The following is a 13,966-nucleotide window of genomic DNA, read 5'->3' as shown; positions in this document are numbered from 1 at the left end:
TTTGGCTCTGTCTTAGAAATTCATCGTCAGGTTCGCCATGACGGCGTTGGAACCATAACCCTTGGCGAAATCACCGCTGTAGGTCAGCATCACGCGCGCCGATTTGGAGAGGTGGACGGTAGCGCCTGCCTTCACCATCAGCGCATCTTGCGGTACGCCAACGCCATCCAGCATGAACGGGCTACCACCGTCGAAACGCGCGACTGCAAAAGGTCCTGTAGGGTCGAAATCATGCCGCCAGCCGACCATGCCGGATACGAAAATCGGCAGGTGGCCTGTCTCAACCTCTGTCGAAAAACGCAAACCCATCGTGGATATTGTGCTATCGAATGACCGGTCTTCAATGGCGAGTGCCGCCGCCCCGCCATCCTCTCGGATTGCACCGCCATCGGTCGCCGTATAGGCGAGACCAGCAAAGGGCTGGAGACGGAGTTTATCCATCTCGAAGGTCCAACCCACCTCGGTAAAGACTTGCGACGTCGAGCGGCTGTAGTCGGACGTTAGTACGTCTGAAAATGTGCCGAAGGCAACGTTTCTGCGTGTAGCGATCTCGTTTCGGGAGTAGAGCGCGCCGCCTGTGAAACTAAACGGCTCCATCTGCGCATGGGTATAGAGGCCGATGTGGTATGACTGCGCCTCGGCCCCCTGAGCGGCGTCAATCGTGCTGTAACCCAACGCGCCTCCAAGGCGCCAAGCATCCGAAATCGGAATATCGCCACCGAGCAACATTCCCTCCCGGTTGATCTCCAGAGCTCCAGCCGTTTCATCATCAGCGAAAGTCTCTCTCGACGCCAGGCCTGTCGCCCACAGACTGCCGTCTTTCACCTCGCTCTCGCTTGAAAGGCGGTTGGTCTTGTCGACAATCGCTTCGCGCAGAATAGAGCTGTCGGAGAGAAGAGCAGATTTGAGCGAAGCGTGTACTTCACCGTTCAGCTGCGCAAAGGCACTCTGCGCCGTCTGGATATCCAGTGGCAGAACAGCCTGAAAAAGGGTGTTCGATACGCCGGCTGCTTCAATCGCGTTTGCAGCCGCAGCATCGTTGCGGGTGCGTGCGACATCTTCGAAGCGCACGGCGTTACGGTCAAGTTGAAGATCGACGGATGTCGCTCCATAGGTCAGCGTTGGCGACAAGAAAGCAAAATTGCTGTCGACGCGATCGAACGCGCCGTCGACCAGACCGGCAGTCAAGATGTGGTAGGTTGTGGACAGACCGTAAGTGCCGCTTGCTGCGCGCAGATCGACCACGCCGCCTTGCAGACGCGCCGTTCCTGAGACATCAATGCGATCGGAGCGGCCGGTGGAATCGATATCGACATCATAGACCGCGCCCGTCTGGAAGGTCGCATCGCCGCTGACACTCGTCGCCGCGATGCCAGGCCCAGGGGCCAGCACGCCACCTGCGCGAACCAGCAGGCCACCCGACACGCCGGTACCGCTCAATAGACCGCCATCGAAGATATCCACGGTGCCGGACGCCGTTCCGTCGTTCCGAAGTTCGCCGCCTCTCACATCGGCTTTGCCTGTAATGGTACCCGTATTGGTGAAACGTCCTTTGACATTGCTCAGAGATGCGACCGTGCCATCATTCGTCGCTATCCCTTCATTCACGACATCATTTACGATGGCGCCGAGATTGTTGATGAATCTTCCACCTGCCCGGTTTTGCACATCCGCAAGCGTGTCGTTATTGACCACGGTGCCACCGCTAATCGTCGTCGCTCCGGTAACCGATCCACCGGCATTGTTGGTAAAGAGCCCATCCCTGTTTTCGAGTGAAGCGACCGTGCCGGCGTTGGTGGTGACACCGTTGTTGGTGACCGCCCCAGCAGAGGCTGCTGTATTGTTGACGAAAGCCGCGGCGGCGGCGACATCCACATCGGTCACCACGAAGTTGTTGGTGACCGTTCCACCCGCAACAATGGTCGTGCCGGTCACCCTGCCACCGGCATTGTTTGTGGTCGTTCCGGCGTCGTTTCGAAGAGAGGCGATCGTTCCGGCATTGGTGAATGCACCGGAATTGCGCACATTGCCCGCCGTTCCGCCGGCATTATTTGCAAATGCCGCCGCTGCGGCGACGTCCACATCCGTCACCACAAAGTTGTTGGTCACGGTGCCACCCGATATGATCGTTTCGCCGGTAATCCTACCGCCGACATTGTTGGTAAAGCTGCCCGAATCGTTCTGAAGCGAGGTGACCGTGCCTGCGTTGACGATGGTTCCTGAGTTGCGGATATTGCCCGCCGTTGCACCATTATTGTTGGTGAAGGCCGCAGCTGCTGCGACATCCACATCCGTGACGATGAAGTTGTTGGTGACACTTCCGCCTGACACCGTCGTCTTGCCGAGAACCTCTCCACCGGCATTGTTAGTGAAATTGCCGCCGGAGTTTTCCAGCGTGCCGATATGACCCGCATTCGATGCCGTACCGGCATTTTCCAAGGTGGAGAGCGTCGCCCCGCTGTTATTGGTAAAAGTGCCGCCTGAGGCGACGTCAGCACCGCTCATTGCACCATTGTTGGAAAGCGAAGTTCCATTTCCAACGACGCCATCGCGAAGCGTACCATTCACGGTCACGCTGCCATTTTGTAGTGACAGCGTGCCATCCAGTGCGCCATCGACAGCAAGACTGCCACCGACGAGATCGACGTCCGATGTCAAAACACCGCCTGCATTGATGGTGATGCTGCCAGAGGTCATCGTGGTGCCACTGGTAACGGTCAAGGCACCGGTATTGGAGACAGTCACGTTTCCGCCGCCGACATTCAACCGGTCGATGATCTCGCCCGTCGACACCTGGGGGGAGCCGGCATCGACCGTGGCACTATCGGTCACGGACGGCGCGCGCGGCGCCCAGTTCGCATCATTCTCGAACGCGTTATCCGTCGCGCCTGTCCACATCGATTGCGCAGCCGCATAGGTTGCCACGAGGGCGGCGGGCGCAGTTGCAGCCAACAAGACTAAAAATCTGGGTGCTATGAAGAGCGGGTGGCGGACCATAAGCATACCGGCAGTCGTCACGTCGCATCATGCCGACGTTGCCCCCTAACCTATGGCACTTATGGTTAATCAATGATTAAATCTGAAGGTGGAGCTACCCGCATGGGTTTGTCGAAACAACGTATATTAGCCGCTTTTTAGCTGACCGTGGGACATGTTGAACGAGGAGAGAGAGCTCGATCTTCAACTGTATGTCACGTCGAGAAATGGCGCGGCGCAATTCAGGTCGGTCGAAACATAGACACCTGAATTCAGAGAGAGATCTGCTCTGCTTTTCGCGCAGATCAACCTTGCCAAAATTTCATCTTCGCACGGCTTGACTATGACGCGGTTCAGGCGCACCACAGGCCTCACGTGCGGGTGTGACAGCCATCCGGCACGGATATTCACGGAGCATCGTTTGATGTCTAGCGACAGTAGTAGTCGATTGCCTTTGCCGAGACCGGCGAGACGTGCTCTGATCTGATCCCTGTCAGCTCACCACGGCCCGCCGCGATCGGCGGATCGACTGGAAGGTGAGCAATCATGAACTTTCATACCCTCTCCCAGAGAGCCAGCAAGGCCGCACGTCTTTTTCGCAGCGGTGATGCAGGTCTTTCAACCATTGCAGAACGTGTCGAGCAACTGAACGCACTTGATGTGCATGACGCCGTCGATGCTTTGCTGAAAATGCCGCAGCCAAAGGCCGTTGCCATTCTGGATCGTCCGGAACTGCATCATGCTGCCGAGATTATCGCTACCATCCCGCTGGAGCAGGCAACTCGTATCGTCAACCTCATGTCAGACGACCGCGTGGCGGACGTCATGGCCGAGATGGATGAGAGCCACCGCGCCAAGCTCTTTTCGCGTCTGGACCGCGCTACGGCTGCTGCCATCCAGCATCTGATGACCTATCCGCCCCGCACCGCAGGCTCCATTATGACGACGGAGTTCGTCAGCGTGCCTGATAGCTGGACGGTGGAACAGACCCTTTCGCACATTCGCGTCGTCGAGCGTTCGCGTGAAACGGTCTATGCCATCTATGTGCTGGCCGAGGATGGTACCTTGAGCAAGGTGGTGACGCTGCGCCGTCTCGTTACCGCAGAAGCTGAAGCATCGATCCTGTCTGCAGCATCGCGCGAAAGCGTCGTCTATGCAGACCCCCAGATGTCGCAGGAGGACGTCGCTCGTCTCATCCGCAAGCACGATCTTCTCGCGATTCCGGTAGTGGATGAGCACGCCCGCATTCTCGGCATCGTCACCGTCGACGACGTCATCGACACGATGATTGCCGACACGACGGAAGATGCCCACAAGTTCGGCGGCATGGAAGCGCTTGGCAAGCCTTACATGTCGATGGGCTTCATGGACATGATCCGCAAGCGCGCCGGATGGCTCTCCGCCCTGTTCCTCGGCGAAATGCTGACGGCCAGCGCAATGCAGCACTTCGAAGGAGAACTGGAAAAGGCTGTCGTTCTGACGCTCTTCATTCCGCTGATCATGTCGTCTGGCGGCAATTCGGGTTCGCAGGCAACCTCGCTGATCATCCGCGCCCTGGCTCTGGGAGAACTCAAGCTTTCCGACTGGTGGCGGGTGCTTCTGCGGGAACTGCCAAGCGGACTGGCTCTCGGTGCAATTCTCGGCGCAATCGGCTTCCTGCGGCTAACCGTGTGGCAGCAGGCAGGTTTCTACGATTATGGTGAGCATTGGCTGCTTGTCGGTTTCACCGTCTTCGCAGCGCTGATCGGCATCGTTACCTTCGGCTCGATCTGTGGTTCGATGCTGCCTTTCCTCCTCCAGCGCCTGCGTCTTGATCCGGCCAGCGCATCGGCCCCCTTCGTTGCCACGCTTGTGGATGTCAGTGGCCTCGTCATCTACTTCTCCGTGGCCCTGGTCATTCTGGGAGGCACGCTGCTGTAATCTCGCCGTTTGCCCGGCCGCAAAATCTCGGCCGGGCCACATCGTTGCGCTGGCATTTCAATTGCTTGTAGACTTGCTCTCGATTTCTGATTCAGGATGATGAGACATTACATGCGGATATCCAATCTTCGTCACCACCCTTCTTTCGCCGACACGATCGCTCATCGCGGCTGGAATGCCTGGTGGACGGAAAGCGGCGTGCCGCTCGAAGATTATCGGGCGCATCTCGATCCTATGCTGGGAGAGGATGATGTCCCCTTTGCGCTCGTGGCGCATGAAGGCGACACCTATGTCGGCTCCTTGCTCGTCATCGACAATGATCTCGACGTGCGGCCCAACTACGCACCTTGGATCGCCGCGCTCTGGGTCGATCCTGATTATCGAAAACAGGGCGTCGCTGCTGCTTTGATCAAAGACGCCCGCCAGCACATTGCGCTACTTGGGCGTGGCACCTGCTATCTCTGTGCGACAGCCGACAAGCGGCCGTATTATTTGAAACAGGGCTTCACCCTGCTGGAAGAGGACGTCACCGGTCTCGACGTGTTTTCCATCGAGACGCGGTAGACGTCACCACCTTTCAATGAGCGCGTAATGCGCCTGCCACCTTATGGATGTGGGCCGCGCCGATGCCGCAGCATCCGCCGATCATCGTTGCGCCAGCGTCCGCCCAGGTGCAGGCGAAGCGCGAATAGACGTCGTCGGTCAAATCAGTCCGTGTGCCATGCAGACCCTCATTGGCAGCGGAATCCCCCTGCTCTCCTTCGAAGGCGTTGGCATAAACGCCAATTTCCAGCGAGACGCCCTTTTCCTTGAAGGTGTTGGCAGCCGTCTCGACTGCAGCTTTCATCACCTCCGGCTTGCTGCAGTTGAATAGCAAGGCCGCAGCACCCGATCCCGCTATCCACTCTGCGGCGGCGCGGACGGTTTCACCGGACCGCAGTTTCGGTTCGGCTCCGTTCAACTGCGCCAGTTCATCATCCAGAGTGAAGGAAATCCAGAAGGGTTTGCCCGTCTTCGCAACGGCCTCACGGACGGCTTCACCTTCGGCTATCAGGCTGAGGGTCTCTCCAAGCCAGACATCGACAGAGGGCTCGAGATTGTTCACCAGAACACGCAGATAATCCTGAACGCGGGAGGCATCGAAATTCTCCGGCTCATAGGAGCCAAAGATCGGCGGCAACGAACCTGCGACGGTAATCTTGCGACCGGAGGCATCAGCGGCCTCACGCGCAAGACGACCGGACAGTGCAATCAGCGACGCTCCCTGCTCACGGAACCGCTCCTCGCCGATGTGAAACGGCACCAGCGCGTAGGAATTGGTGGTAACGACGTCGGCGCCGGCTTCGATGAACTCCGCATGGACCTGACGGACAATGTCCGGCGCATTGATCAGCGCGAGAGCCGACCATTCCGGCTGCCTCAGTTCGGCACCCAGCCGCTGCAATTCGCGGCTCATGCCGCCATCGAGAATGCGAATATCGCCCATTCAAAAAACTCCTGGTATTTGCGCCGCTAGATTAGCGTCTGACTGGCACCTGCGCTTCGATAATCCCGAAGCAGCGGGCAATGATAGCTGTGAGGATGAGATAGAAGACGGTCACGACAAGAAGCGGCTCGTAGACGAGAAGAGTGTCTTGCCGAACCTTGTAGGCAACTGCGTAGAGGTCCATCACCGTCACGGTAAAGGCGAGCGGCGTGGCTTTCAACTGCATCACCACCTCGCCTGCGATCGTGGGAAGCGCGTTGCGGATGGCGCGTGGCAGCCAGATGCGGCGGGCAAGCTTGAACCGGCTCATACCGAACGCGCGCGCGGCTTCAAGTTCACCCTTCGGCACGCCGAGAAGTGCCCCACGCAGGACCTCTGCCTCATAGGCCGCGTAGTTCAGAGTAAAGCTGACGGCAGCGAAGAAAAAACCTTCACGCAGGATCGGCCACAAAAAGCTCTGCCGCAGGCCAGGGATCATCGGTAGAAACGAACCGACGCCGTAATAAAGAAGCCAAAGCTGGATCAGCAGGGGCGTACCGCGAAAGAAGGTGCAGTAGCCGCGTGCCAGGAGCCGCGTGATCCTACCACCGCTGACCTGAGCGAAGGCAAGGCCAATCGCCAGAATGAAGCCGAGGCTGACGGAGATGAACAGAAGGGCGATGGTCTGCCATGCACCGGTGAGGAGAAGCGGCCAGTATTTTTCAATCCAGGAAAACGTCATCTTGTCTCCCTCACGCCAGCGACGGCTGGCCGCGGCGCACGCGCCGTTCGATCAGCCGGAAGACAAAATTGGAGACAAGCGTTATCGCCAGATAGATCAGTGCGGCAGCCATGAAGAACAGGAAATAATGCTTGGTGCTGGCCCCTGCCAGCCGTGTGGCGAGCGCCAGTTCCTGATAGCCGACGACAGCCACCAACGCGCTATCCTTTGTTACCGACAGCCAAAGATTCGAAAGTCCAGGCAACGCGTTCGGCAAGAGAGCGGGAAGTACTACGCGGCGAAAACGCAAGAACGGTGACATGCCAAACGCCTTGGCTGCCTCGATCTGGCCATTCGGGATAGACAGGATCGCGCCGCGCAGGACTTCCGTCATATAGGCGCCCTGCACAAAACCAAGGACAGCGACAGCCGCGACGAAGCCGTTGACCTCCAGCGGCGGTAGGCCCGCCATTTGCAGCAGGCGGTTCAAGCCGTCCGTTCCGGCGTAATAGAGGCCGACAATCAGAATGAGTTCCGGCACCGAGCGGATCAGGGTCGTGTAGAGATTGAGAATGATGCCGAGAGCCCGGTTATCGGAAAGCTTGCCAAGCGCACCCGCCATTCCGATGACTATACCGATTAGATAGGCGCCGGCGGAGATGGCAAGCGTCGCGGCAGCACCAGACAGCAATGTGCCTCCCCATCCCGGTGGATAGGGAGACAAAAGCTGAATGATGCTGTCAGGAGCTGCCATTTGCGAGAAGAACCAGACTTACTTCGCGCCGTAGATATCGAAGCTGAAGTATTTCTTGGTGATCTCGTCATACTTGCCGCTGGCGCGCACAGCTGCGAGCGCCGTGTTCAGCTTCTGCTTCAGTTCCTGGTCGTCCTTGCGCACGCCGCCGGAAACGCCACGGCCCAGAATTTCAGGATCGTCGGCAACATTGCCGGCATCGGCGCAGCAATCCTTGCCGGTATCGGTCTTCAGGAAGTCATTGAGAACGAGCGAATCACCGAAGACATAGTCGATGCGGCCGGCGGCCAGATCCTGGAAGGCTTCGTCCAGCGTCTGGTAGGTTTTCTCGTCGGCGACGTCCTTGAAGTACTTGGCGTAGTAAGCGGACTGAATGGTGGCAACCTGAATGCCGATCGTCTTGCCCTTTACATCTTCAGCCGTCGTACCCGGCTTGCCGTCCTTGGCGCCGATGAGCTTGGCTGGGGTGTTGTAATATTTATCGGTGAAGTCGATGACCTTCTGACGCTCGGCGGTGTTGGACATGGACGACCAGATCACGTCGAACTTCTTGCTTTCAAGCGCCGGAATCAATCCATCCCAGGAAAGCGCGACGATGGAGCATTTCTCCTTCATCTCAGCGCAGACGGCATCCATCAGATCGATTTCCCAGCCTTGCCACTTGCCGCTGGCATCCTGGGCAAAGAAAGGTGGATAGCTTTCATTCATGACGCCAAAGCGGACTTCGGCGCTGGCAGAGAAAGCCGATAATGCGAAGGCCGTGCCGGCCAGCAGGGATGCGACGAATTTCATATCAAACTCCTGTGTGACAATCAGTTGGCAAGCGCGCCGGTAAAATCTCGGGTCCGTGCGCTGATGGGGTTGCTAAAGACCTGCTGGGGAGATCCCTCCTCCTCCACGCGGCCCTGGTGCAGAAACATGACATGGCTGGACACATCGCGGGCAAAGCGCATCTCATGCGTCACAAGCAACATGGTGCGGCCCTCTTCCGCCAGATCGCGAATAACTTTCAGCACTTCGCCAACCAGTTCCGGATCTAGCGCCGATGTCGGCTCGTCGAAAAGCATGACGGCGGGCTCGACGCAGAGCGCACGGGCAATAGCGGCACGCTGCTGCTGCCCACCCGAAAGAAAGGCTGGATAGGCATCCCTCTTCTCGTAGAGACCCACCTTGTGCAGCAGCGCTTCCGCCTTCTCGACTGCTTCCGCGCGCTTTACGCCCATGACATGGACCGGGGCCTCGATGACATTTTCGAGAACGGTGCGATGAGCCCAGAGGTTGAAACTTTGGAAGACCATGCCGAGGCCGGTGCGCAATCGCTCCACCTGACGCCAACTTTGCGGGACAGACTTGCCATCGCGCCCATGCCTGACCGCGATCTCTTCGCCATTGACGCGGACACGGCCTCTATCGGGTATTTCCAGAAAATTGATGCACCTAAGAAGGGTGCTCTTTCCCGAGCCGGAAGACCCGATGATGGAGATGACATCGCCCTTCCTTGCCGTCAGCGAAATGCCCTTCAGAACCTCTTGATTGCCGAAGCTCTTGTGGATGTCCTCCACAGCGAGGGCGCAAGGCGCGTCGGTGGTCATTCGTTTTTCCTGACAACATCAAAGGATACCGCAAAAGTGAGCGGCGTGGCGATCTTTCAGCCGGAATAGACGCTCTCTCGCCATACCGAAAGGAAAATAATTCTACAGGGATAGAAAGTCATAAAATTACCCGGTGCGGCAGGCCGTACCGGGTAAAATTAACGCGTTTCCGACCGGAATCAGATCGGGTTGATGACGCCGCTGAAGAGCAGGCCAAGCAGCGCGACACCGATTACGATGCGATACCAGACGAAGGGCATATAGCTTTTCGTCGAAACTAGCTTGAGGAATACGACGATGACAGCATAGCCGACGACAAACGAGATCAGGGTTGCGAGGGCAGTCTGGCCCCAGCCGACGGTGTTTTCCTGACCGATGCTTTTGAAGAGCTGGTAAAAGCCGGAGCCGAAAACGGCGGGAACGGCGAGCAGGAAGGAGTAACGTGCAGCGGCTTCACGCGTGTAACCCATGAGCAAGCCAGCAGTAATCGTTCCGCCGGAACGGGACACGCCGGGGATCAAAGCCATGGCCTGCGCGAAACCGAAAATGATCGCATCGCGCCAGATCAGTTTGTTGATCGGATACTTCTTCTTGCCGATACGATCCGCCCAGCCCAAAATAATACCGAAGACGATCAGCATGACAGCGGTGATGTACAGATTGCGTAACGAGTGCTCGATCGCATCCTTGAACAACAGCCCAAGTAACACGATCGGCACCGAACCGACGATGATCATCCAGCCAAGACGCACATCGGCAGGGTCGTACGAACCGCCAAGCCTGAGGTGATGCCGAAGCCACGCGAAGGCGATCCGCATAATGTCCGACCAGAAATAGACCAGGACCGCCAGCTCCGTGCCGATCTGAATGATGGCGGTGAAGGCTGCACCCGGGTCTTCACCGGTGCCCAAAAATTCCCCGGCTATTCTCAAATGTGCGCTTGAAGAAACTGGCAAAAACTCTGTAAGCCCTTGAATAAAGCCGAGGATCGCGGCTTCTATCCAACCAATACCCATGCTGGTCCGTCCCTGAACTGACAAATCACTGCGCGCGAAATTATGAACTAATCCGGGCAGTTCGATGTTGCGGTGCAAAAAAATGTGAATGATGAGAGCCGGCGAATGCCGCGGCAAATCCTTCCTCCCAAATTGTCCGAAAATCAAGAGGACATTCTTCGCAAGAATGGTTCAGAAAAACACATCGCATCGATGTCAAGGTGCGCACTTATCATGTCCAAGTAAAGTATTACCTCAACATGAATGCGAAACAAAAAGTAGCTCGAACATTATAAATCCATATTTATTGCGACGAATGTGACGAATATTTTTGCATTCCTGGCGAGCACTTGTCGCTCAGGCTGAACCAAATCCATCCGCCATGAATCTGGGTTGATCGATCCCCATTCGTGCAGCAGTCAACCGCCGCCTTCGATGTCCGCTGTCAGTCCTGCCGTCCCGGCGAGGCTTATGCGCGGCATCTCGAATGGCTGCATGTAAACCAGTGCTCAATTCAGCGCAGCAGAAAGGCAATTGCCGCTTTCGTCAAACGCCCGTAGGGCGGGCGCAAACGGTTGGGAATGCTGAATCGCCCCTGGGAAAAGACGCCCTTGGCATGGCTCATCCGTCGAAAGCCCTCTATGCCGTGATAAGCGCCGATACCGCTTGCGCCGACCCCGCCAAAAGGAAGATCATCCTGCGCCACATGCAACACGGTGTTGTTGATACCAACATTACCCGACGTGGTGTTGGAGAGAATCTTGCGGCAGTCCTCGCTTCTTTCGTCACCAAAGACATATAGCGCCAGCGGTCGCGGTCTCTCGTTGATGTAAGCAATGACCTCATAGATATCGCGGTAGGTCAGCACGGGCAGGATCGGCCCGAAGATTTCATCCTGCATCACCGCCATATCGTCCCTTGGGTTGAGGACGAGCGTCGGCGAAATGACCCGTCGTCTCGGTTGCTCATCTGCCTTTCCACCGACCGGCCGCAAGGTCGCACCCTTGCGCTCGGCATCGTCGAGTAGCGCCTTTAAGCGGGTAAAATGTCTGTCGCTACAAATGGATGTGTAATCGGCGCTTTTCGAGCCGTCCGGATATGATTTCGAAACCGCTCGACCGAATTTATCGACAAAATCACCAACCTCGTTCTCTTGAACGAAGACATAGTCCGGAGCAACGCATGTCTGCCCGGCATTAGCCAGCTTTCCCAGGACAATGGCAGCCGCGGTCTCCTGGCTTGCCTTGCCCGGAAGAATGATGGTGGGACTTTTACCACCAAGCTCCAGCGTTACCGGAACAAGGTTCTCGCTCGCAGCTTTCATCACCGAGCGTCCGACTGCGGTGCTGCCCGTGAAGAACAAATGGTCGAATGGCAAGCCGCTGAATTCGGCGCCGATGGCGGCATCTCCCAGAATGACGGCAACCTTTTCTTCGGGCAACGCGTCCGCGAGCATCGCCTTCATCAAAGCGCTGGTTTCCGGTGTAAGTTCCGATGGTTTCAGCATCACACGATTGCCAGCTGCAAGTGCGGTTGCCAGCGGCACCATCGACAGCAAAAAAGGGAAGTTCCATGGTGACAGGATGCCGATGACACCGAGCGGCTGATACTCGACCCAAGCTCGCCCGCGCTGAAACAGTGCCGCCACGTGTCGTCGCTCCGGCTTCATGAAGCGCTTCAGATTACGGTCGAGATAATCGATCGCCCTTATTACGCCGACGATATCGAGAAGCGCCGTCTCATAGGGAGACCGTCCGCCGAAATCCGTATCTACCGCTCGTTCTATCTTTTGCCGATTTGACGTCACGACCTTGCGGAGTGCCTTCAGATCTGCGCGGCGCTGCTCCAGCGTCGGTTGTCCGTCTTGAATGAAGGCGTGTCGTTGCCTTTGCAACATATCGGTTGCCATGCTCATTCGGCAGCCGCCAGAGGCATGACGGAGTCCACAGCCGACGCGACTGTTTTAATGCCGTTCTTGCATACGACGTGCGCCTCCCCCCACGTTTTGAGGGCAGAAATGACTGGCTCCATGCTCTGGCCAAGTACGGTGAGGCTGTAATCCACCCTTGGCGGCACGACAGGAAAGACGGTACGGGAAATCAGACCGGCGACTTCCAGTTCACGAAGCTGCTTTGTCAGCATGCGCTGCGTCACGCTTGGAATACGGCGGCGCAACTCGTTGAAACGCAAGGTTCCCTCGCTCAACAGGTGATAGAGAATGACGCCTTTCCATTTTCCATCGAGATAACACAGCGTCGATTCCACCGGACAACCGGGAAAGTTATCCTTCAACTTGGCGCGGGGTCGGGACATCAAGAGGCTCCGTTTTTCGGGATCGATGAACGGCTACAGTATCCTTTTTGTCTGTATAGACACAAAATGTGCATTCTTGCAGCCTGTGCTGCTTTCTATCAAATAGCCCCCAACGCAACAAGCGAAGGAAAAGCATCATGCGAGCCATCGGTTTTAACAGCTGCAAACCCGTCACTGAAACAGACGCCCTAGTGGATTTCGAACTGCCTGCGCCAGAGGCCAAGGGGCGCGACATTCTGGTTGAAGTGAAGGCCGTTTCCGTCAATCCGGTAGACACGAAGGTTCGGCGCAACCAATCGCCGGAAAACGGCCAGACCCGCATTCTCGGCTTCGATGCCGCTGGCATCGTTAAGGCCGTTGGCGACAAGGTGAGCCTGTTCAAACCGGGCGATGAGGTGTTTTACGCGGGCGCTATCAATCGTCCTGGCACCAACAGTGAATTCCACCTCGTGGATGAGCGAATCGTCGGCACGAAGCCAAGCAGCCTGAGCTTCGAGGAGGCTGCGGCACTGCCGCTCACCGCGATCACCGCCTATGAGGCACTGTTTGACCGCCTCAAGGTAAAGGACAAGGTTCCGGGCGGCAGCGATGCTATCGTCATCATTGGCGGTGCCGGCGGCGTTGGCTCTATCGCGATCCAGCTCGCCCGACATTTGACGGACCTGACCGTCATCGCCACAGCGTCCAGAGCAGAGACGAAAGAATGGGTTCGGCAACTCGGCGCACACCATGTGCTGGACCATAGCAAACCCCTCTCTTCTCAGGTCGAAGCGCTCGGTATTGGCGCGCCTTCCTTCGTCTTCTCCACAACTCATAGCGATGTTCACCGCGCCGATAGCGTAGAGCTGATCGCGCCACAGGGACGCTACTGCCTGATCGACGACCCGGAAGACGGCTTCGATATCATGCCGTTCAAGCGCAAGGCCATTTCGGTTCACTGGGAGATGATGTTTACCCGCCCGGTTTTCGAGACTGTGGACATTCTGGAGCAGCACAACCTGCTGAACCATGTCTCCGACCTAATTGACCAAGGAAAGATCAAGACGACGCTGACAGACGTGTGCGGCAAGATCAACGCCGCAAACCTGATCAAGGCCCACGCTTTGATTGAAAGCGGCACCGCCAAGGGGAAGATCGTGCTCTCGGGCTTTTGAGCCGGCGCGCATCGTTCGCGCCTCTGTCCGATGTTTGCGACCTAACTAATGCCTTAGAGCGCTTCCTTCTCAGACG

General features: G+C 57.3%; 12 protein-coding genes. 3 read left to right on the top strand and 9 right to left on the bottom strand.

Features of this window, described 5'->3' with window-relative positions; translation table 11 throughout:
- Positions 1-12 precede the first annotated feature (12 nt).
- A complete protein-coding gene (locus QZ862_RS15680; RefSeq protein ID WP_296100866.1) occupies positions 13-2,955 on the bottom strand; it encodes an autotransporter domain-containing protein in 2,943 nt (980 codons plus the stop codon).
- 567 nt (positions 2,956-3,522) lie between these two features.
- Here QZ862_RS15680 and mgtE point away from each other — a divergent pair.
- Together mgtE and QZ862_RS15670 are read left to right on the top strand one after the other, a co-directional pair.
- The gene (gene mgtE / locus QZ862_RS15675; RefSeq protein WP_296017936.1) at positions 3,523-4,896 is read left to right on the top strand and encodes a magnesium transporter; all 1,374 of its coding nucleotides are present in this window, start codon (positions 3,523-3,525) and stop codon (positions 4,894-4,896) included.
- A gap of 111 nt (positions 4,897-5,007) precedes the next feature.
- A complete protein-coding gene (locus tag QZ862_RS15670) occupies positions 5,008-5,460 on the top strand; it encodes a GNAT family N-acetyltransferase (RefSeq protein ID WP_296100864.1) in 453 nt (150 codons plus the stop codon).
- Between the two features lie 13 nt (positions 5,461-5,473).
- Here QZ862_RS15670 and QZ862_RS15665 read toward each other — a convergent pair whose 3' ends face one another.
- The 8 genes from QZ862_RS15665 to QZ862_RS15630 all read right to left on the bottom strand — a co-directional run bounded on the left by QZ862_RS15665 (position 5,474) and on the right by QZ862_RS15630 (position 12,736).
- Positions 5,474-6,382 (bottom strand): homocysteine S-methyltransferase family protein, encoded by a 909-nt coding sequence (locus tag QZ862_RS15665; protein ID WP_296100863.1) that lies wholly within the window; start codon positions 6,380-6,382, stop codon positions 5,474-5,476.
- A gap of 31 nt (positions 6,383-6,413) precedes the next feature.
- Positions 6,414-7,103 (bottom strand): ABC transporter permease, encoded by a 690-nt coding sequence (locus tag QZ862_RS15660; RefSeq protein WP_296077608.1) that lies wholly within the window; start codon positions 7,101-7,103, stop codon positions 6,414-6,416.
- Positions 7,104-7,113: 10 nt separating this feature from the next.
- Complete coding sequence (locus QZ862_RS15655) at positions 7,114-7,836, bottom strand: ABC transporter permease (RefSeq protein ID WP_296017942.1); 723 nt, start codon at positions 7,834-7,836, stop codon at positions 7,114-7,116.
- A gap of 18 nt (positions 7,837-7,854) precedes the next feature.
- Positions 7,855-8,628, bottom strand: coding sequence for a transporter substrate-binding domain-containing protein (locus QZ862_RS15650; RefSeq protein ID WP_296077610.1), 774 nt, complete (start codon positions 8,626-8,628; stop codon positions 7,855-7,857).
- 20 nt (positions 8,629-8,648) lie between these two features.
- Positions 8,649-9,428 (bottom strand): ATP-binding cassette domain-containing protein, encoded by a 780-nt coding sequence (locus tag QZ862_RS15645; RefSeq protein WP_296017946.1) that lies wholly within the window; start codon positions 9,426-9,428, stop codon positions 8,649-8,651.
- 179 nt (positions 9,429-9,607) lie between these two features.
- Positions 9,608-10,444 carry an undecaprenyl-diphosphate phosphatase gene (locus QZ862_RS15640; RefSeq protein ID WP_296034659.1) on the bottom strand — a complete coding sequence of 279 codons (837 nt, stop codon included), beginning with the start codon at positions 10,442-10,444 and terminating at the stop codon, positions 9,608-9,610.
- 493 nt (positions 10,445-10,937) lie between these two features.
- Positions 10,938-12,338 carry a coniferyl aldehyde dehydrogenase gene (locus QZ862_RS15635; RefSeq protein ID WP_296100862.1) on the bottom strand — a complete coding sequence of 467 codons (1,401 nt, stop codon included), beginning with the start codon at positions 12,336-12,338 and terminating at the stop codon, positions 10,938-10,940.
- Positions 12,335-12,736, bottom strand: a complete 402-nt coding sequence (locus QZ862_RS15630; RefSeq protein WP_296017952.1) for a helix-turn-helix domain-containing protein — start codon at positions 12,734-12,736, stop codon at positions 12,335-12,337. Before QZ862_RS15630 ends, QZ862_RS15635 begins: the two co-directional genes overlap by 4 nt.
- A 137-nt stretch (positions 12,737-12,873) precedes the next feature.
- Here QZ862_RS15630 and QZ862_RS15625 point away from each other — a divergent pair, with 137 nt between their 5' ends.
- Positions 12,874-13,890, top strand: coding sequence for a zinc-binding alcohol dehydrogenase family protein (locus tag QZ862_RS15625; RefSeq protein WP_296100860.1), 1,017 nt, complete (start codon positions 12,874-12,876; stop codon positions 13,888-13,890).
- Positions 13,891-13,966 lie beyond the last annotated feature (76 nt).

Origin of the sequence: uncultured Agrobacterium sp., from assembly GCA_913777615.1 — a bacterium.
Classification (GTDB): domain Bacteria; phylum Pseudomonadota; class Alphaproteobacteria; order Rhizobiales; family Rhizobiaceae; genus Agrobacterium.
Note: the sequence above shows the minus strand (reverse complement) of the source record. Positions and strands in the feature narration are given on the sequence as shown.

What these genes read in the sequence shown, in the direction of transcription:
- QZ862_RS15630 (WP_296017952.1), bottom strand. Translation starts at nt 12,736, where the DNA reads ATGTCCCGACCCCGCGCCAAGTTGAAGGATAACTTTCCCGGTTGTCCG.
- QZ862_RS15670 (WP_296100864.1), top strand. Translation starts at nt 5,008, where the DNA reads ATGCGGATATCCAATCTTCGTCACCACCCTTCTTTCGCCGACACGATC.
- QZ862_RS15635 (WP_296100862.1), bottom strand. Translation starts at nt 12,338, where the DNA reads ATGAGCATGGCAACCGATATGTTGCAAAGGCAACGACACGCCTTCATT.
- QZ862_RS15660 (WP_296077608.1), bottom strand. Translation starts at nt 7,103, where the DNA reads ATGACGTTTTCCTGGATTGAAAAATACTGGCCGCTTCTCCTCACCGGT.
- QZ862_RS15650 (WP_296077610.1), bottom strand. Translation starts at nt 8,628, where the DNA reads ATGAAATTCGTCGCATCCCTGCTGGCCGGCACGGCCTTCGCATTATCG.
- QZ862_RS15640 (WP_296034659.1), bottom strand. Translation starts at nt 10,444, where the DNA reads ATGGGTATTGGTTGGATAGAAGCCGCGATCCTCGGCTTTATTCAAGGG.
- QZ862_RS15645 (WP_296017946.1), bottom strand. Translation starts at nt 9,428, where the DNA reads ATGACCACCGACGCGCCTTGCGCCCTCGCTGTGGAGGACATCCACAAG.
- QZ862_RS15655 (WP_296017942.1), bottom strand. Translation starts at nt 7,836, where the DNA reads ATGGCAGCTCCTGACAGCATCATTCAGCTTTTGTCTCCCTATCCACCG.
- QZ862_RS15665 (WP_296100863.1), bottom strand. Translation starts at nt 6,382, where the DNA reads ATGGGCGATATTCGCATTCTCGATGGCGGCATGAGCCGCGAATTGCAG.
- QZ862_RS15625 (WP_296100860.1), top strand. Translation starts at nt 12,874, where the DNA reads ATGCGAGCCATCGGTTTTAACAGCTGCAAACCCGTCACTGAAACAGAC.
- mgtE (WP_296017936.1), top strand. Translation starts at nt 3,523, where the DNA reads ATGAACTTTCATACCCTCTCCCAGAGAGCCAGCAAGGCCGCACGTCTT.